The sequence below is a fragment of the Pseudidiomarina insulisalsae genome, from assembly GCF_003987065.1.
Taxonomy (GTDB): domain Bacteria; phylum Pseudomonadota; class Gammaproteobacteria; order Enterobacterales; family Alteromonadaceae; genus Pseudidiomarina; species Pseudidiomarina insulisalsae.
Genome location: NZ_PIPY01000004.1, coordinates 1 through 15,824, shown reverse-complemented (window position 1 = coordinate 15,824; position 15,824 = coordinate 1). Strand labels below are relative to the sequence as shown.

19 protein-coding genes and 1 pseudogene are annotated in these 15,824 nt (G+C 49.9%); 8 read left to right on the top strand and 12 right to left on the bottom strand.

Annotated features, from left to right (window positions below):
• The first annotated feature begins 102 nt into the window (after positions 1 to 102).
• A complete protein-coding gene (locus tag CWI71_RS04350; protein ID WP_198678727.1) occupies positions 103 to 2,883 on the top strand; it encodes a ligand-binding sensor domain-containing diguanylate cyclase in 2,781 nt (926 codons plus the stop codon).
• On the opposite strand, the gene CWI71_RS04345 is transcribed toward CWI71_RS04350, so the two are convergent.
• Entirely contained in the window at positions 2,880 to 3,374 is a 495-nt protein-coding gene (locus CWI71_RS04345; RefSeq protein ID WP_126754047.1) for a SixA phosphatase family protein, read from the bottom strand. The genes CWI71_RS04350 and CWI71_RS04345 overlap by 4 nt on opposite strands.
• A gap of 108 nt (positions 3,375 to 3,482) precedes the next feature.
• Here CWI71_RS04345 and CWI71_RS04340 point away from each other — a divergent pair, with 108 nt between their 5' ends.
• Positions 3,483 to 3,731, top strand: coding sequence for a hypothetical protein (locus tag CWI71_RS04340; protein WP_126754046.1), 249 nt, complete (start codon positions 3,483 to 3,485; stop codon positions 3,729 to 3,731).
• Positions 3,732 to 3,882: 151 nt separating this feature from the next.
• On the opposite strand, the gene CWI71_RS04335 is transcribed toward CWI71_RS04340, so the two are convergent.
• Positions 3,883 to 4,368 carry an LURP-one-related family protein gene (locus CWI71_RS04335; protein WP_126754045.1) on the bottom strand — a complete coding sequence of 162 codons (486 nt, stop codon included), beginning with the start codon at positions 4,366 to 4,368 and terminating at the stop codon, positions 3,883 to 3,885.
• A 66-nt stretch (positions 4,369 to 4,434) separates the two neighbouring features.
• On the opposite strand from CWI71_RS04335, the gene CWI71_RS04330 reads away from it, so the two are divergent.
• Complete coding sequence (locus CWI71_RS04330; RefSeq protein WP_126754044.1) at positions 4,435 to 4,893, top strand: EVE domain-containing protein; 459 nt, start codon at positions 4,435 to 4,437, stop codon at positions 4,891 to 4,893.
• Between the two features lie 32 nt (positions 4,894 to 4,925).
• Here the strand turns inward: CWI71_RS04330 and CWI71_RS04325 are convergent, their stop codons facing one another.
• The 3 genes from CWI71_RS04325 to CWI71_RS04315 form a co-directional block, all read right to left on the bottom strand.
• On the bottom strand, positions 4,926 to 5,324 hold the full coding sequence (locus CWI71_RS04325) for a thiol-disulfide oxidoreductase DCC family protein (RefSeq protein ID WP_275069748.1): 399 nt from the start codon (positions 5,322 to 5,324) through the stop codon (positions 4,926 to 4,928).
• A gap of 65 nt (positions 5,325 to 5,389) precedes the next feature.
• Positions 5,390 to 5,518: a DUF3149 domain-containing protein gene (locus CWI71_RS04320; RefSeq protein WP_126754043.1), complete on the bottom strand. Its 129-nt coding sequence runs from the start codon at positions 5,516 to 5,518 to the stop codon at positions 5,390 to 5,392.
• Between the two features lie 10 nt (positions 5,519 to 5,528).
• Positions 5,529 to 6,224 (bottom strand): OmpW/AlkL family protein, encoded by a 696-nt coding sequence (locus CWI71_RS04315; RefSeq protein ID WP_126754042.1) that lies wholly within the window; start codon positions 6,222 to 6,224, stop codon positions 5,529 to 5,531.
• 117 nt (positions 6,225 to 6,341) lie between these two features.
• On the opposite strand from CWI71_RS04315, the gene CWI71_RS04310 reads away from it, so the two are divergent.
• Positions 6,342 to 7,265, top strand: coding sequence for a cation diffusion facilitator family transporter (locus CWI71_RS04310; protein WP_126754041.1), 924 nt, complete (start codon positions 6,342 to 6,344; stop codon positions 7,263 to 7,265).
• A complete protein-coding gene (locus tag CWI71_RS04305) occupies positions 7,249 to 7,749 on the top strand; it encodes a DUF4199 domain-containing protein (RefSeq protein ID WP_126754040.1) in 501 nt (166 codons plus the stop codon). Before CWI71_RS04310 ends, CWI71_RS04305 begins: the two co-directional genes overlap by 17 nt.
• Positions 7,750 to 7,759: 10 nt before the next feature.
• Here CWI71_RS04305 and CWI71_RS04300 read toward each other — a convergent pair whose 3' ends face one another.
• Together CWI71_RS04300 and CWI71_RS12065 are read right to left on the bottom strand one after the other, a co-directional pair.
• Entirely contained in the window at positions 7,760 to 9,190 is a 1,431-nt protein-coding gene (locus CWI71_RS04300; RefSeq protein WP_126754039.1) for an amidohydrolase family protein, read from the bottom strand.
• Positions 9,191 to 9,301: 111 nt separating this feature from the next.
• Entirely contained in the window at positions 9,302 to 9,457 is a 156-nt protein-coding gene (locus CWI71_RS12065; protein ID WP_198678726.1) for a hypothetical protein, read from the bottom strand.
• A 121-nt stretch (positions 9,458 to 9,578) separates the two neighbouring features.
• On the opposite strand from CWI71_RS12065, the gene CWI71_RS04295 reads away from it, so the two are divergent.
• Both CWI71_RS04295 and CWI71_RS04290 read left to right on the top strand, forming a co-directional pair.
• Complete coding sequence (locus tag CWI71_RS04295; protein ID WP_126754038.1) at positions 9,579 to 10,475, top strand: LysR family transcriptional regulator; 897 nt, start codon at positions 9,579 to 9,581, stop codon at positions 10,473 to 10,475.
• Between the two features lie 94 nt (positions 10,476 to 10,569).
• Entirely contained in the window at positions 10,570 to 11,505 is a 936-nt protein-coding gene (locus CWI71_RS04290; protein WP_126754037.1) for an ATP-grasp domain-containing protein, read from the top strand.
• On the opposite strand, the gene CWI71_RS04285 is transcribed toward CWI71_RS04290, so the two are convergent.
• Complete coding sequence (locus tag CWI71_RS04285; RefSeq protein ID WP_126754036.1) at positions 11,502 to 12,248, bottom strand: MauE/DoxX family redox-associated membrane protein; 747 nt, start codon at positions 12,246 to 12,248, stop codon at positions 11,502 to 11,504. The two genes, CWI71_RS04290 and CWI71_RS04285, sit on opposite strands and share 4 nt — an antisense overlap.
• 41 nt (positions 12,249 to 12,289) lie before the next feature.
• Positions 12,290 to 13,183 (bottom strand): pepsin/retropepsin-like aspartic protease family protein, encoded by an 894-nt coding sequence (locus CWI71_RS04280; protein WP_126754035.1) that lies wholly within the window; start codon positions 13,181 to 13,183, stop codon positions 12,290 to 12,292.
• 150 nt (positions 13,184 to 13,333) lie between these two features.
• Between CWI71_RS04280 and CWI71_RS04275 the strand changes: the two genes are divergently transcribed.
• Positions 13,334 to 14,254 (top strand): NAD-dependent epimerase/dehydratase family protein, encoded by a 921-nt coding sequence (locus tag CWI71_RS04275; protein ID WP_126754034.1) that lies wholly within the window; start codon positions 13,334 to 13,336, stop codon positions 14,252 to 14,254.
• 18 nt (positions 14,255 to 14,272) lie between these two features.
• On the opposite strand, the gene CWI71_RS04270 is transcribed toward CWI71_RS04275, so the two are convergent.
• The 3 genes and pseudogenes from CWI71_RS04270 to CWI71_RS04260 all read right to left on the bottom strand — a co-directional run bounded on the left by CWI71_RS04270 (position 14,273) and on the right by CWI71_RS04260 (position 15,483).
• On the bottom strand, positions 14,273 to 14,473 hold the full coding sequence (locus CWI71_RS04270) for a hypothetical protein (RefSeq protein WP_126754033.1): 201 nt from the start codon (positions 14,471 to 14,473) through the stop codon (positions 14,273 to 14,275).
• A 329-nt stretch (positions 14,474 to 14,802) separates the two neighbouring features.
• Positions 14,803 to 14,907 (bottom strand): annotated as a pseudogene (locus tag CWI71_RS12170) (integrase core domain-containing protein); the annotation flags it as partial.
• Between the two features lie 51 nt (positions 14,908 to 14,958).
• Entirely contained in the window at positions 14,959 to 15,483 is a 525-nt protein-coding gene (locus CWI71_RS04260; RefSeq protein WP_126754032.1) for a hypothetical protein, read from the bottom strand.
• Between the last annotated feature and the right edge of the window lie 341 nt (positions 15,484 to 15,824).

Here is a 15,824-nt window from a genome sequence, read left to right as displayed (position 1 = left end):
ATGCCTATAGGAAACCTTAAACTTGGTTTGCTAATTTTATTCATTATTTTCGGTTTTATAGCACCTGCCGCAGCCGATTTCAGACCCCTTAGTGATCGCGCCATGCGGGTCTGGAGTGCGCAGCATGGCCTGCCGCACAACTCCATTAACCATATTACGCAAGACAGTCAGGGCTATTTGTGGCTGGCGACCTGGCAGGGAACGGTACGCTTTAATGGTCGCACCTTCACTGTATTTGATCGTGAAACTCAGTTGCCCGATGCCGGATCGTTGTTTGTCGGTGAACATCCTTATACCCATAAAGTCGTCGCCTCAGGCGCTCGCGGCGGCGTCGCTCACTATGACCCACAATCGCAACAGTGGCGGCCCCTGCCCCGAATTTTTAACCGCGTCGATTACGTTCTATTCAGTAATCCTGAATGCACCTGGTATGGTACCGTGACGAATGGTGTGGTGCGCGAATGCGATGGCCTGCGCAGGCAGTTTACTGTTGACGAAGGGCTGCCGAGTAATACCATTTTGCATCTCGCACAAGACAGCCATGACCGGGTGTGGGCAGGAACGGATCGCGGCCCTGCTTACTTTGACCACGCCAGCCAGCGCTTTCAGGTTATTTCTGCGCTGCCAAACGGGCGTACCTTTGGCATTATCAGTGAACAGCAAAGTGGTGACATCTACTTAAGCGTTGACCGTAGCCTATTTCGACTGAGTCCGGACCATCTTCAGCCAGAGCCGTGGCCCGTTACTTACCCCAGCACTATTACTGAGCTGTATCAGGCCCCGAACGATGACATTTGGGTCGGCACTCATGAACATGGTCTGACGCTATTGCAGAGCGACGCAGCGCGCATGACCACGGTCGATAACGGTTTACCGAATAACCATATATTGTCTATTTTTGCCGATCGGGAGAATACGCTCTGGGTCGGCACTCACCGGGGTTTAATTCAGTTTCGCCAGGCACCATTTCACAGTCACCGTAATGAAGATGGTCTGGGCTATGATTATGTACGCGCCTTGTACCCACTTCATGACGGCAGCTTATTAGTGGGTGGCCTGGGTGGCATTAAACGGATTAAGGACGAGGCCGTATTGCCCTTCGCTGTTGATAGTCAGGTACAATCCGCCAGTATTCTGACCTTTGCGCAAGACAGCGCACGACGTTTGTATGTTGGTACCTTTACGCGTGGTCTGTATGTACTCGAAAACGGCGAGGAACGCTATCATTACGACCAGAATAATGGCTTCCCCGGCAACGATGTGCGTAGTATCTTACTGGCTGCCGACGGTTATTTGTATGCAGCAACGTCGCAAGGCGTGCTGCGTAGTCGCCGCAGCGCAAATGGTGAACTCGAGCCGCCTGAATACTTCGGTGTAGCTGAAGGACTGCCGGATGAAATTATTTATGCCATCCATGAAGCGCATAATGGCGAAATCTGGATTGGCAGTATGCGCGGTCTGTCGAAACTCGTTAACGGCAGCATTGAACGTGTTGATCTCAGTGATGTCAGTAACGCTGAGTTTATTTTTGGCTTCCATGAAACCAGTTCACATATTCTGATCGCCAGTGATCGTGGCTTATTAACTTATCGCAAGCGCACCGGAACATGGCAGGTCTTCGACGAAGACAATGGCTTGCCCTTTGCCAAATTTTTCGATGTCGTTCTGGACCACGCCGGTAACCTGTGGTTAGCGTCGGGGCGCGGACTGCTTTATGTCAGTGCCGAGCATTTCGATGAGGCTCTTTATGACGATGACCCGGCGACCCCGGTTAAAGCCACCTATTATCATTCCTATCATGGCCTTGCTAGTGCCCAGGTCAATACCGGCGGTTCCCCCATGCTGGTTGATCGCAATAATCATTTATGGGTAGCAACTTCACGCGGTGTTGGTCACTTCATTCCTGAGAAGTTTCAGGTCCTGCAGCAAAGTCCACCACGTCCGGTTATTGAGTCAGTCATAGCAGACCAAGAAAGCGTTGCGCAGAGCAGCTATCTTAGCGCCGAAACCGGCCGCATTGAGTTTCAATTTGCCGGGCTTGGCTTTCATTATCCCGAAGGTATTCGTTACCGGGTGCAACTTGCGGGCTATGATAACGACTGGGTAACACCCGGCACAGCACAGACCCGTGTGGCCTATACTGAGCTTCCGCCCGGCGCCTACATCTTTCAGGTGCAGGCAGCTTACCCTGAGGGGCAATGGAGCGATGCTGCGACCTTCACGTTTCATAAATTACCCAAGCTCTGGCAGCGCCCGGTGGTTTGGCTGTTGACCGCGGTCGCGGTCATCGTACTGATCATTCTTGCCTTCCGGCTACGCTCCTACCGTCTGCAACGCAGCAAAGAGCGATTACAGAAGTTAGTGCGTGAGCAAACTAAAATTCTGGAACAGCTTGCCCACCAGGATAGTCTGACCGGTCTTGCGAACCGCCGCGCTTTTGATGAGCTACTGCGTAAAAAAACGGCCCATGCCGAGCAGCAACAGCTGGGCCTGGTGTTATTAGATCTGGATAACTTTAAAGACATCAACGACCGCTATTTGCATACCACTGGTGACAAGGTTCTGCAGCGCGTAGCGCGCGTGACAAAGACCGCAGCCCGTAACAGTGACATGATTGCGCGCTGGGGCGGTGAGGAGTTTGCGGTATTGATTTCCGATACGGATGAATCACAACTACAGGCGATTTGTGAACGCATGCGCAACGCTCTATTGCAAAGTGATTTACGCGACCTGGTGCCCGGCATGGATGTGTCGGCCAGCTTCGGCGCGGCATTACATCAACCCGGCGAGAGTGCCGCCAGCCTTATCCGCCGCGCTGATAAAGCTTTGTATCAGGCGAAAAGTAAGGGCCGCAACCGTACCGAACTTGCTGACGCCGATTAGTACGGCGGCAGCATCAGTCGGATTTGATGCACATTATCATCACGAAAATGCAGTACAAAGAGATCGCCATAATGCTGTTCGGTGAGCTCTTCGCTGCTGCCGCCGAGTGAGCGCACCAGCCCGGGCACCGTATTACTATGTCCCACTACCAGCGCATTTTCACCTTGTTCACGCAGTTGGCGCACCAATTGCTCAGCTTCGCCGGCGCGGTAACTTTGTATGTTCAGGCCTTTTGCTTGAGCAAGTGGCGCCACGGTCTGCTCGGTGCGGCGATAAGGTGTGCTATAGACCGCTTGTAGCTCGACCTTCGCCATCAGTTTGGCCAGTGCCCGTGCTCGCTCCTGCCCCTTTTCATTTAACGGCGGATTACTCTCAGCCACGGCTTTCTCGCCGTGACGAACCACGTAAACAGTAAACTCTGCAGCCATCAGCGACGCTCCCCCACTCATTAAAAGAACCGTGAATAACGTTGCCACGATCATTTTCTTCATTGATTTGTCTCTCTTTTTCAATTGACACCCAGGTGCCTGCCACCTATGTTGCTTAATGGTGTCGGATAACACAATAACAAATTACCGCAAATAACTAAGGATACCCTCATGGATCAAGGTGGTTTTAATAGCTCAAGCACGGTCAGTTTCGGTGAATGGATGCTGACCTTATTTTTGACCTTCATTCCCATTGTGAACCTGATTGCACTGCTGGTCTGGGCTTTCTCAAGCTCAACCAAGCCGTCAAAGTCAAACTGGGCCAAAGCTGTACTGGTTTGGATGCTTATTGCAATGGTTATCGGTTTTGGTTTTGGCGCGCTGGGGTTAGGCGGTGCAATGCTGATGGGATCAGCCTGAACCATGTCACTAAACCATGTGACTAAACCATGTGACTAAACCATGTGACAAGTAGAAAACCCAAGCCGGACTCGGTGCCCTTTTATTTAACACTATAGTTAAGCTGGGTCACCGAGCTTGCTGACGGCATGGAAATACGCCGCTTAAGTGACTAATCTTTGTCACGTTTTTCCATTTGCATTACGACCATAACGATAACAGTGAATAGCTCGTCATCAGCATCGTCGCTCAGAACCTCCAGCCGATGTTTGTCGCGCATGGATATGAGCTTCTCGCGTGCCTGCGCCAGCGGTCGGCCCTGATGCTCAATCTGAAAGGCTAAGTCGAACAAGTTACCGGTAAAAGTTGCTCCGTCATAGGAACCGCCCGCCACCGTGTACTGGCGGTTGAGTGCCAAAAATTTACGCGTCAGCACCATTTCACCTAGCTGACCGCTGATATGGTAGGTCGGGCTTAATGAAAACAGCTTGCGGCGGATCATCGCGACCTCATGCCCCTCACGGAACACGCGCCAGCGGGTGCGGAACAATGAGAAGTCGCCGCGCGCCTGATAACTTAGCTGGCCTTCCTGCTCAGTTATATCGATCTGCCCGCGTAGAGAAAGTAATTTATCGGCAAAAACCAGTGTCTTTGACATGGGCGTGTTCCTTGAGTATTTGTTATTATTCGTGCTCATTCAACAATATAGTCTCGGAGTGCCGTTGTGAAGTACTGGTTAGTGAAAACTGAACCTGATGAATGCAGCATCGATACAATCGCTGCCAGAGGCGATGCAGGAATGGTGTGGGACGGTGTTCGCAATTACCAGGCGCGCAACTTCCTGCGTGAAATGCAACAAGGCGATCAGGTTCTAATCTATCATTCCAGTTGTAGCAAGGTTGGCATTGTCGGACTCGCCGAGGTGACTGAGACAGCCTTTGTAGACCCCTTGCAATTCGACCCGGATTCGCCCTACTTTGACGCAAAATCAAAGCCCGAGCGTCCACGGTGGGACGCGATACGGCTGCAATACCGCCAAACATTCGCGCGTTTGCTGCCACTTGCGGAATTGAAAAAATCACCTGCCCTTGCAGCGAATCCCCTGGTGCAAAAAGGCAGTCGCCTGAGTGTCGTACCATTTACCGCCGATGAGTTCCAGGCGGTACTAGCGTTACTCAATTAACCAGGGAACGAGCTATTCCCGATAAGGACTATTTATTCATCGAGGGAGCACTCAAGACAACGCTCCTTACCGGTAATAAGTTTCGAGATACGGTTGCGATACCTGGCAAAGCCCAGATACCCGTGGTCGGCCAACCAGCGCAGTAATGGCCACCTGAGAGGTGCTGTCAACCAGCCACGTCCGACTGCCGACCAGGCGGCATGAGTGACGTCGAGTCCATAAAGCATGGTGCCGTCTGCTGTTTGCGCGTGTAAAATGCGATTAGCTTCAGCAATATCGACATGAGGAAAACGCTGGCTGAAGTCAGAGGCCCAAATATTTTCAAAGGCGAGGTTCTGCCCACGGGCTTGGTCAAGCGCTTTTAAATGGCGCATTTCACGCACGCACAACGGACAACCTCCGTCATAAAAAAGTGTAAGATGTGTCGCCAAGCTGACCTCCGCTCCATTCTACTAATGGCTTTCATTCATGGTTACGAAGGTCAGCTTGTTAGCGATCAGCTCTCAGCATTTATCTTCGTCAGAAAATAAACCGTAAAAAAAATGCAAATACCGATGACAACTGCTAACCCGGTAAATGAAAAGAAAATTACGGGATCGGAGAAAAACTCTTTCAGCAATTGCATAATTGCCTCCCTAGAAGCTGTAACGAATGCCAAGCATTGCGACGGTCGGATCAATATCGACGGTCACCGACTCAACAGTGAGACCGTTGATACGCACGTCGGCAACAGTATCTATCGCCATACGGCTCACCATCAGATGCACACCCCAGTTTTCAGTCAGTGCAATATTGACACCTGCCTGTACCGCAACCCCCCAACTGTTCGATAACGCGAAGTCGACTTTGTCACTGGCATCGATGACCGCGAGATCGGTGAGCACAGCGCCCAGCGCGGGACTTACCTGCTCTTCGAAAAAGGTGGTGTAGTTCACGCCAAGACCAATAAACGGATCAATACGATCACTGGCAAGCTCAAAGTGATACTGAGCCATTAAAGTAGGTGGCAAATGCTTGGTTTCACCGATCTTCATGCCAGCGAGGCTACCTGTTCCATAAATGTCGTGTTTAAACGGTGTTGCCGCAATCAGCTCAAGACTCCAGTTAGGATTCAGCTTATAATCGAAAGTGATACCCAGCTGCGTGTTGTCATCAACCGTTACGCCACTTGATCCGGCTGGCAATCCGGCGAGCTGTTCGACCACCTGCAGTGACCCGCTGTCATCATTTGGCATCACACCGATGGCACCCACATTGACACTAATTTCAGCCGCGGCCGGCGTAGCGAAACCCACTAACAATAAACCACTTACCAATATTGACGTTTTCATACAGCACTCCTTAGTGAATACGCGTATATTTTATGTGGTTATGTGCAAAAAACGTTGATCTCGATCAAGCTTTCGCTCTGCTCTATACTGGTTAAAACATTTTAGATTTAGGCAGTTATGGGACATCATCATCACCATCATGCCGATACTTCTTCACGCCGTATCGGCATGGCATTCTGGTTGAATTTTTGCTTCACCATCATTGAGTTTATTGGTGGCATACTGACCAACAGTACCGCCATTATTGCTGATGCCGTGCATGATCTCGGTGACAGCCTGTCGCTAGGACTGGCCTGGGTGTTGAATAAGCTGGGCGCGAAAAAAGCCACGACTGGATTCACCTATGGCTTTAAACGCTTCAGCCTACTGGGCGCGCTCATCAATGCGATGGTATTGTTAGCTGGTTCAGCCTGGGTGTTGTATGAAACCATTCCGCGTTTGAGCAATCCGGTCATGCCCAATACAGAGGGCATGATTTATCTCGCCGTTTTGGGTGTCGTGGTGAACGGTTTTGCCGCCTTTAAGCTCTCTGCCGGCGAGTCACTGAATGAGCGTGTGCTCAACTGGCACCTTTTGGAGGACGTACTGGGCTGGGTCGCCGTGTTAATTGGCGCCATTGTCATGAGTTGGGTTGACTGGCCGATTATTGATCCACTGCTCTCGCTCGTATTTACCGCTTTTATCTTAATCAACGTGGTTCGCGCTTTAGTTGAAACCCTGAAACTGTTCTCTCAGGCTAACCCAAACCCCGCGCTGTTTGCAGACGTCGTTGAGGCTATTCGTGCAGTTGACCATGTGGTCGACGTGCATCACATTCACCTGTGGACACTTGATGGCGAATCACATGTTCTGACCGCGCATGTTGAGCTGGACGATGACTTTGCCGACAGCGACCATTATCTTGAAATAAAACGTGAAATTAATGCAGCAATTGCGCGTTTTGAGATATTTCATACTACCATTGAGTTAGAGTTTAAGTCGGAAGCCTGTCGTATTGAGCCCGGCGCTGAAGAAGGACACCAACATGCTAAAAGAACTTAAGTGGGGAATCTTATTTTCCGGCGCGTTGCTGCTTTGGCTGTGCATTGAGCGCGCTGTCGGTTTGCATGACGAGTACATTGAGTATCATCGCTACTTCACCAATCTTTTTATTGTCGTGGCAGTGCTGATTTACATTCTGGCCCTGCGCGATAAACGCCAGTCGATGGCGAATCAGGAAATGAGTTGGGCGCAGGGCTTCTTGAGTGGCTTCCTGATTGCAGTAGTAGTGGCCGTACTCTCACCTTTATTACAAATTATCGCGCACTACCTGATCACACCACACTTTTTCGACAATATGATCGAGATGGTGGTCACCAATGGCACCATGAGCGTTGAGGCCGCGAACGAGTATTTCTCACTGCAGTCTTATATTATTCAGTCAGTGATTGGTGCCTTGCTGCTCGGCACCCTGACCAGTGCGGTTGTGGCGTTTTTTATGCGTACCACCTTTCACGATACGAAAAGAAAACGCCACAGAACCTGACTGTTATCAGTTACTCGTTACTATCGTAATTTAAGTCATCCACCCGATGCAGCTTACCAAAGCGCATGACGTGTGAGATTGAGCGGTAGGCCGAAATATCCTCACCGGGGTCTTCAGTCAGTATCACCAGGTCGGCATTTTTGCCAACCTCGACAGTTCCCATTGTGGCTTCAAGGCCCAGTGCTTTGGCACCGTTTTGCGTCGACATTGTGATAATAGCTTGCGCGGGAATACCGGCCGCCTGCATTTCTTCCAACTCACGGTAAATTGCAGGGCCATGATATAACCCTGGGTTGCCAGCGTCGGTGGCTGTCGCAATCGTTGCACCGCCTTCATAAAGTTTCAGCACGTTGGTCTGCGCGCGATAGAGCTCCGCGCCAACGGCGCGCATCTCAGCAACAAAGTTATGGAAAGAAACTGACTGCTGATTCCAGACCACAAACTTCTGCCAGTTCTCTTGCACCAGTTGCTTCACCTCTGGCGCAATACAATGATTCGGATCATCAAATTCAGGGTTTCGACCTAAGTAAAGATCGGCAAACAACTCGTTAATGACCGGCGCCACGATTAAGGTCGGCTGATAGACCACCTCGTTAGTTGCGACTAAGTTGACAAAGTCTTCATCAATTAAATCTTCAAAGACACTATGCACCAGAACATCGGCGCCCGCTTTCACCGCTGCTTTTGCATTTTCAAGCTCTGTGGCATGAACAATAAACTGTAGACCGGCGCGGTGTGCAGCGTCGGCGATAACGTGCAAGCGTTGCTGCAATTCTGCGCGGCGTTCAGGCGCCGGATCCACAAACCACACTTTAACAGCTGATGCGCCCGAAGCCGCGATGGTTGCTACGCTACCTAAAGCTTCCTCGTCCGTCGACATAGGCAAAAATTCATGAACATCTTCGATCACCTGATTCGTTAAAACATTCCGCGTGGCGGCCGAAGCATCATGCGTAATCAGTTGACCAGCAGCAACGAAGCGGGGTTTGTCGGTATTAAACTTCGACATTACCTGTAATGTGGTTGTCCAGGGAAAACTACCGGTGTCAAATACCGCCGTAACACCACTACATAAGTAACTCTGGTTAAGGGACTCAACGTTCATTTGCAATTGCTGTTGCGACTGATTCAGATCGTAAATTTTACGAGCAATCGGGATCCAGGGACGGGTATCGAACCAACCGCTTGCAGCATAATGGACATGCGCATCAATAAGACCGGGCGTGACATAGTGGCCACTCAGATCGACTACCTCGGCGTCGTCTGAATACTTACACTCGTGGCCGACACAGGTAATTTCACCCGCCTCAATGACGATAGTGCTGTTACTTACGGCATCAGCGCCGGTACCGTCGTACAGCGTCGCGCCTCTCAGTACCTGTTGCTGCGCGCCACTCGCCAAGGGCAAGAAAAACAAGACTAAGAAAAATAAACGGATCATGCTGTTCCCTCGCTTTGCTAGTTGAAAGTGGTTCAGAACACTAACGTATAAGCATAGGAATACCTCTGCCTTTATGCAAAAAAGCCCACAGTCACCTGTGGGCCGTGCGTCTTAGCAGCAACAACACTTTAATTTTTTCATCATCTCATCATAGCCATGAGGTTTAATAAGTGGTTCGCGCTGCGCGACTTTATAATTCCCTTGTTGGACCATATTCCCCTGAGCGACTTGAGCCAGGCTTTTCCAGAATGCTTTTGAGAGTTTCATGTCTTTCTCCAAAAAAGTTGATAAGTAACGACATGAACAAGTATATTGTTTCCTAATAAAATGATTAGACGACGAAAATGAAATTTATTGTTTCCCAAAAGAAACAAAGAGCGAACACACTATGCTGAACCGTATGGCTGACATGGCAATTTTTGCTGCCATTATTGAACAAGGCAGTTTTACCCGCGCGGCGGCCCGGCTCGAGCTGTCTAAAAGTGCGGTCAGTAAAGCTATTTCGCGGCTCGAGGAAGAATTACAAACGAAGCTGCTGAACCGTACCACACGTAAGTTAAGCCCAACGGTTGCCGGACAGAACTTTTATCGGCATTGCCGCGAAGTTGTGCAAGAAGCTGAATTAGCTTTTGAGCATATCAGCGCCATGAACGCCCGGCCCAGTGGTCCGGTCATGCTCTCTGCACCGGTTAATTTTGGTGCCACTGAGATTGCTCCGCTGATGCCAGAGCTGCTGGCCCGCTACCCAGATATTGAAGTTGATTTACAGCTTTCGAATCGCCTGGTTGATCTGGTCGATGAGAAAGTGGATATTGCTATCCGCTGCGGAGCACTCAGAGATTCCTCACTTTATTTTCGCAAGCTGGCCCCCTTATCAATTGTGCTGGTGGGATCAAAGGGCTACTTCACTAAGTACCCAAAGCCTCAGCATCCGAATGAGCTCAGCTATAAGGAAGGCCAGCATCAGTGCATTACTGATAGCGCGCGATTAAGCGACAAGCAATGGCGCTTTTTCGAAGACGGTAAACTCTTGCAAGTGACCGTAAGCGGCCGCTTTGCCGTCTCAGACAATCGCGCCATGCGCACCGCGTTACTGGCAGATCTCGGCTTGGCCTATATGCCCGGTTACTCTATGGAAGAGTTAATTGAGAACGGCGAAATTGAAACCGCGCTGGAAGACTTTATGCCACAACCGGTGCCCGTTCATCTGGTTTACCCTGAACGCAAATACACCTCAGCGGCGGTAAGCGCCATTCTTGACTTTTTGCAGGAAAAGCTTGGTTAGAACCACTTGCAAGGTCTTATAACCTTTTCCATTTGATCGTTTGCGCCCAAGCGGCTGTAATAGCCACTTTGACGAACCACCGAATGAGGTTGTTATGAAAGAAATCGTGATCATTCATGAAAATGACGAGTGGCTGGTGCCATTACGTGCCGAGTTTAAACAGCGCGGTGTGACCGCCACTGAGTGGTTTCTTGATGAGGGTGTGGTGCCGTTTACCGAAAGCCCGGCCGACGCTATTTATTACAATCGCATGAGTGCTTCCTCACATACCCGCGGTCACCGCTTCGCGCCAGAGCTTACCAAGGCTGTACTGACCTGGTTGCAGAGCTTTCAACGCACGGTTGTGAATAATACCCAGACGCTCGCGCTTGAGGTTTGCAAGCTCTCGCAATACGCGGCCTTGCAGCGCGCAGGCCTGCAAGTGCCAAAAACTCACGCAGTAGTCGGTGAGCAGCATCTGGTTGCAGCGGCACAAGCATTTAACCAGTGGCCGCTGATTGTAAAACCCAATCGCGGTGGCAAAGGCCTGGGCGTGCAGCGTTTTGATAATTTGCAGGAGCTTCAGGATTATCTGGCGCGGGCTGATAGTGAAACGCCTCTGGACGGCACCTGGTTGTTGCAGGAGTACATAGCGCCGCAGCAGCCATTTATTACCCGCGCCGAGTTTATCGGGCAACAGTTCCTTTATACCGTGCAGGTCAATACCGAGGATGGTTTTGAACTGTGCCCAGCAGATAATTGCTCTATTGAAGAGAGGTTTTGCCCAACCGATCAGAGCTCAGAGAAATTCACCATTAGTCACCACTTTGATGATCACCCGATTATTGGCAAGCTGGAGGCGTTTTTACGGCAGAGCAACATTGATGTGGCTGGCATTGAGTTTATTGAAAATGCCGAAGGCGAACTCTTCGTCTATGACGTGAATACCAACACCAATTACAACCAGGGCGCCGAGCAACGAGCGGAGGTGCCCGCAACAGGTATGGGCGCCCTCGCCGACTATCTTATTGGTCTGGCGAAAACCAGTTAGAACATGACGAACGACATCCAGATAGCCATGCCGACCATCATTAAATTCTCGGTCAATGAAATAAAACCAAGGGGCACGTTGCTGTCGCCGCCGACACAAGCGCATTTCAGCTCACGCTTGTCGATATAAACGGCTTTAAAGACGGAAACGGCCCCGACGGTACCGATGAAGAACGCCACGGGGATGGAAATAATGGCAGCAAACTCAGCTGCCATTAGTAACCCGGCGAGGCCCTCGGCAAACGGATAAATTTTACCGTACGGCACCCAGCGTCTGGCCAACAAGTCATAGTTGAGAAACATCGTCGAAAACGACTCGACATTCTGCAATTTCAGCAATGCCAGTACCACCATTGAGAAGCTGATAAACCACTCAACCGTCTGTACCGATAGCAAGGTTCCGAAAGCAAGCCATGAGGTCGCCAAGGCCAGTAAGGCGGTCATTGAAAATAATGCAATGACCGGCTGATAGCTTTTTGCATCGGGATCAGGCACAGGCTTGCCCAGATAATCGCGTACTTCCTCATAACCACCAATACGATCACCGTCAATAAACACCTGCGGGGTCGTATCAACGTCGTGCTTTTCCTGGAACGCATCGGTTTCTTCACGACTCGTCAACGGACGGTCGTCCACAGTATAGCCGTTCGACTTCAGCAGGTGTTTGGTTTTAAGGCCGTAGGGACACACATGGTCTTCCATCACCATACGATACAAGGTGGCTTTCTTTTCAGCGTTACTCATCCTGTCGGCTCCTTGTTATGGGGTACTACTTTTTCCGGTTACTACTGGGGCACATACACATGACCGTAGCCGTTACGGTAGTCAATGGTCAAGATGAAGTGCTTAAGAATATCGTAGCCAAGCACGCCGCTTATCTCTACGCCACGCATACGGGAACTCACATTTTGGTAGCGACGGCCAAAGTCCGCCGGACTCCCCTCAGCAGGGACGACCACTTGCACATTTTCTAATTTGTAAGGACCGAATCCAAATAGCGGCAACTGGAAAAATTGCACATTTTTGCTGGCATTTACGCCGCGAGAGACGCCCTCTGCAAGTGGAAAACGCTCCACCCAGTCTTGACTGATCGCGACCATGCGATCCATGTAAATGCCACCACTATTGCCGGTATCAAGTAGTAACCAACGTTCAGCCTCGTCGTTCAGATTAACCCTTACCAGCGGCCGCCCTGAGCCCTCCTGAGCACGCATCTCGAGGTTGGCAGTTTCTTTGAGATTAAATGTCCCGGGATTCGCAAAACGCAGACGGCTGTTGGGATAATCAAACTGCAGAATAAACTGATTTAGTAGCGGCGCGCCCAGCAACATACTCACCTCAGAGGCGCCAAGGTCTAAACCAACCAACTCCATTTGCAAATCCAGTCCAAGTAGCTTGGTCGGCACCTCACGATAAACGCGACGCTCTTCGACGCTGTGTGCGCCTTTAATTTTAATCCGCTTATTGCTACTGAATTCCATTCCATGATGTTCCGCAAAAGCCAGATTGAGTGCGTTTATCTGTGAACCTGAATCGATGATTGCGTAACTGTCGACGCCGGCTACGTTGACCTTGATCATTACGTGGCCATTGGCGTTTTCGAATGGGATCCAGTTGGTGGCTTGTGACCATGCCGTGCTTGAAAAGAGCAGCGTGATCGCAACAATGAAAAAGCGCATTATTTTTATCCTTCTTGTTGTATAATTGTTTTCCTTTACACATTGAAGCGTACCGCAAAAAGAAGGTTTTGGCGAGTGCGCGAAAAGGTTGACTTTTCATAGCAGTAACAGATGATGGTGAAATGATTTGCCACTTCAAGGTATCGGGTTATGCAAACCATATTGGGCGCAACTGGACAAATTGGCACTGAGCTGGCACGAACGCTCAATGCACACCATACCCGGGCATTACGTCTGGTCAGCCGTAATCCCCGCAAAGTGAATGCCACCGACGAGCTGGTCAGCGCCGACCTACTGGATGCCCATGAAACCTATGACGCCGTGGCTGGCTCCGAAATAGTTTACCTGACCGCGGGCTTACCGCTGAACACGCGACTTTGGGTCGATCAGTGGCCAGTGATGATGCGTAACGTGATTGCTGCCTGCGCGGCGCATCAGGCGAAGCTGGTCTTTTTTGATAATACCTACATGTACCCTCAGACTGACGACATTCAGACTGAAGAGACGCCTTTCGCTCCGCACGGAGAGAAAGGGAAAGTCCGCGCGCTGATTGCCGAAGAGTTATTAGAAGCCATGGCCAAAGAAAAGGTAGAGGCCATGATCTGCCGCGCCCCTGAGTTTTATGGTCCCGGCAAAACTCAAAGCATCACCAATGCAACCATTATCAACCGGCTCAAAGCCGGCAAAAGCGCCAAGATTTTCCTGCGCGATGATACCTTACGTACCCTTATTTATACTCCCGATGCCAGCAAGGCAATGGCTCTGCTAGGCAACACCCCGGACGCCTATCAGCAGACCTGGCATTTGCCCTGCGATGATGAGCGCTTAACCTACAAACAATTGATCGAGCTTGCCGGTGAGATACTGGGCCGCAAATGCGACTACACGGTGGTGAAAAAGTGGCAACTGAAATTACTGGGACTATTCAGTTCGACGCTGCGAGAAACACAGGAGTTGCTGCCGCGCTATGAAGTGGACAACCGTTTTGCTTCAGGCAAATTCAAACACCAGTTTCCTGACTTTGAAATCACCTCGTATCGTGAAGGCCTGAAACAGGCATTGCGCGACTGATTCAGGCCTTAGCTATAGTTACCTGCCCCGCTCAGGGTTCCAGCGCGCGAACGCAATAAAGTATAACAGCGCAAGGTTTGCTAAAGGTATTAACATCAGCAGGCTCAGCGGCCCCGGATACCCAATGCGCTGACAGATACGCCATACCGGTATAACGACAATTGCGCCAACAATTAGCATCCAGAAAAATCCGAGTCCTGCGAACGTTTCTTGTCCCATCTTTATTTCTCCTTAATGGACTGATTTACTTCAAGATCGTAGTAGGCAAATCGCTATCTTGCAAAGTTATGATGCTTTAAGGTTTTAATCGCCGTTGGAGAAAGTGGGCAGTTTGACCCGTGGTAGAACCACGGGCTACAGATACAAAAAAGCCGCTCGGGTGAGCGGCTTTTTATTGGGATTTGGTGGAGCTGGCGTGGTTTTCCACCTAACCACTTTCATTTTTGAAACACTGACCTTCCCCAGAATAGAACCATGACATCGATGAGATTTCCATTAAATTGACAGGCCCCCATTATCAGAACCACCCGAAGAATGAATTGAGCTGTTCAATTTTCAATGGATGCCACGAACTGCAAGGGTGGCAGGTTATTTAAAGCCCGGTGAGGTCGACTCTTGTTATAGTTATCGCGCCAAGCTTCAACTTCCAATTTAGCATCGGTTAGTTAGTCGTGCGCATCTCGTTCGTCACCTAACTGAGCTTGTTAATGATTGGTGACCATATCGAAAAAAGCAAACGCACACAGCACAGCTAAGATCCAGAATCCCGGCTTATACATGTCAAGCTCGGCTTTCAAAGAACGCATCCTGACTTCATCGTGTTTTAATCTACATTCTACGGCGAGTCGGTTCACCGCATTTTCTATCGCTTTATATCTTGAAAAAAGCTCCTGTCGTATTGCTTTTCGGTTGCTTTTATCGACTTCTTTACATGCCTTTTCGTAAAGTGCAAAAAGCTCATCTGTAAACCAATCGGAATGAAATTCTGCGACCGACGCTCGGGCGAGCTTCTTAATGTTGTCGGCGGTCATTTCACTCTTTCCTTTTTCAAAGCGCACTTGCACTTTGGTGGTTTCTAGCTGTTCACTGAAAATAAAAAAAAGAGTAGGCTCCAGCTCATCCCAATAGTGTTCGGGAGCAACATCGTCCGTGCTCGATTCCGAAAAATAAAAATTTGAGAGCGTATCACTCGTGATTAAACGCGAGGATGTGCTGCGATAGAAATCCATAATGCTAGTTACCTCATAAATTAGCATTTGTTCAGTGTGTTAACGGCAAGAAGATTAATGCTTTTTCAGCTGTTCAGCAATCGAATTCACTCAGCACTAAAAGTACGGGCTACACGGATCGTATATTCCTGCAGCGAATGGGTGTGGTTCGATTCGGAGTGAACAGGCATAAAAAAAGCGGCTCGAGCGAGCGGCTTTTTATTGGGGGTTGGTGCAGGGCAAGATCGTGAACGTTTCTTGACCAGTTGGGCTAATAAATAATTGATCGATTTGACGATCAGTTTTAGTCGTGATCATATACTCTCTTTTACGGAGAGCCATGATGAGCCTGACCTTGCTGA

What these genes read in the sequence shown, in the direction of transcription:
- CWI71_RS04340 (WP_126754046.1), top strand. Translation starts at nt 3,483, where the DNA reads ATGGATCAAGGTGGTTTTAATAGCTCAAGCACGGTCAGTTTCGGTGAA.
- CWI71_RS04285 (WP_126754036.1), bottom strand. Translation starts at nt 12,248, where the DNA reads ATGAGTAACGCTGAAAAGAAAGCCACCTTGTATCGTATGGTGATGGAA.
- CWI71_RS04305 (WP_126754040.1), top strand. Translation starts at nt 7,249, where the DNA reads ATGCTAAAAGAACTTAAGTGGGGAATCTTATTTTCCGGCGCGTTGCTG.
- CWI71_RS04295 (WP_126754038.1), top strand. Translation starts at nt 9,579, where the DNA reads ATGCTGAACCGTATGGCTGACATGGCAATTTTTGCTGCCATTATTGAA.
- CWI71_RS04315 (WP_126754042.1), bottom strand. Translation starts at nt 6,224, where the DNA reads ATGAAAACGTCAATATTGGTAAGTGGTTTATTGTTAGTGGGTTTCGCT.
- CWI71_RS04310 (WP_126754041.1), top strand. Translation starts at nt 6,342, where the DNA reads ATGGGACATCATCATCACCATCATGCCGATACTTCTTCACGCCGTATC.
- CWI71_RS04320 (WP_126754043.1), bottom strand. Translation starts at nt 5,518, where the DNA reads ATGCAATTGCTGAAAGAGTTTTTCTCCGATCCCGTAATTTTCTTTTCA.
- CWI71_RS04335 (WP_126754045.1), bottom strand. Translation starts at nt 4,368, where the DNA reads ATGTCAAAGACACTGGTTTTTGCCGATAAATTACTTTCTCTACGCGGG.
- CWI71_RS04350 (WP_198678727.1), top strand. Translation starts at nt 103, where the DNA reads ATGCGGGTCTGGAGTGCGCAGCATGGCCTGCCGCACAACTCCATTAAC.
- CWI71_RS04275 (WP_126754034.1), top strand. Translation starts at nt 13,334, where the DNA reads ATGCAAACCATATTGGGCGCAACTGGACAAATTGGCACTGAGCTGGCA.
- CWI71_RS04280 (WP_126754035.1), bottom strand. Translation starts at nt 13,183, where the DNA reads ATGCGCTTTTTCATTGTTGCGATCACGCTGCTCTTTTCAAGCACGGCA.
- CWI71_RS04300 (WP_126754039.1), bottom strand. Translation starts at nt 9,190, where the DNA reads ATGATCCGTTTATTTTTCTTAGTCTTGTTTTTCTTGCCCTTGGCGAGT.
- CWI71_RS12065 (WP_198678726.1), bottom strand. Translation starts at nt 9,457, where the DNA reads ATGAAACTCTCAAAAGCATTCTGGAAAAGCCTGGCTCAAGTCGCTCAG.
- CWI71_RS04290 (WP_126754037.1), top strand. Translation starts at nt 10,570, where the DNA reads ATGAAAGAAATCGTGATCATTCATGAAAATGACGAGTGGCTGGTGCCA.
- CWI71_RS04270 (WP_126754033.1), bottom strand. Translation starts at nt 14,473, where the DNA reads ATGGGACAAGAAACGTTCGCAGGACTCGGATTTTTCTGGATGCTAATT.
- CWI71_RS04260 (WP_126754032.1), bottom strand. Translation starts at nt 15,483, where the DNA reads ATGGATTTCTATCGCAGCACATCCTCGCGTTTAATCACGAGTGATACG.
- CWI71_RS04345 (WP_126754047.1), bottom strand. Translation starts at nt 3,374, where the DNA reads ATGAAGAAAATGATCGTGGCAACGTTATTCACGGTTCTTTTAATGAGT.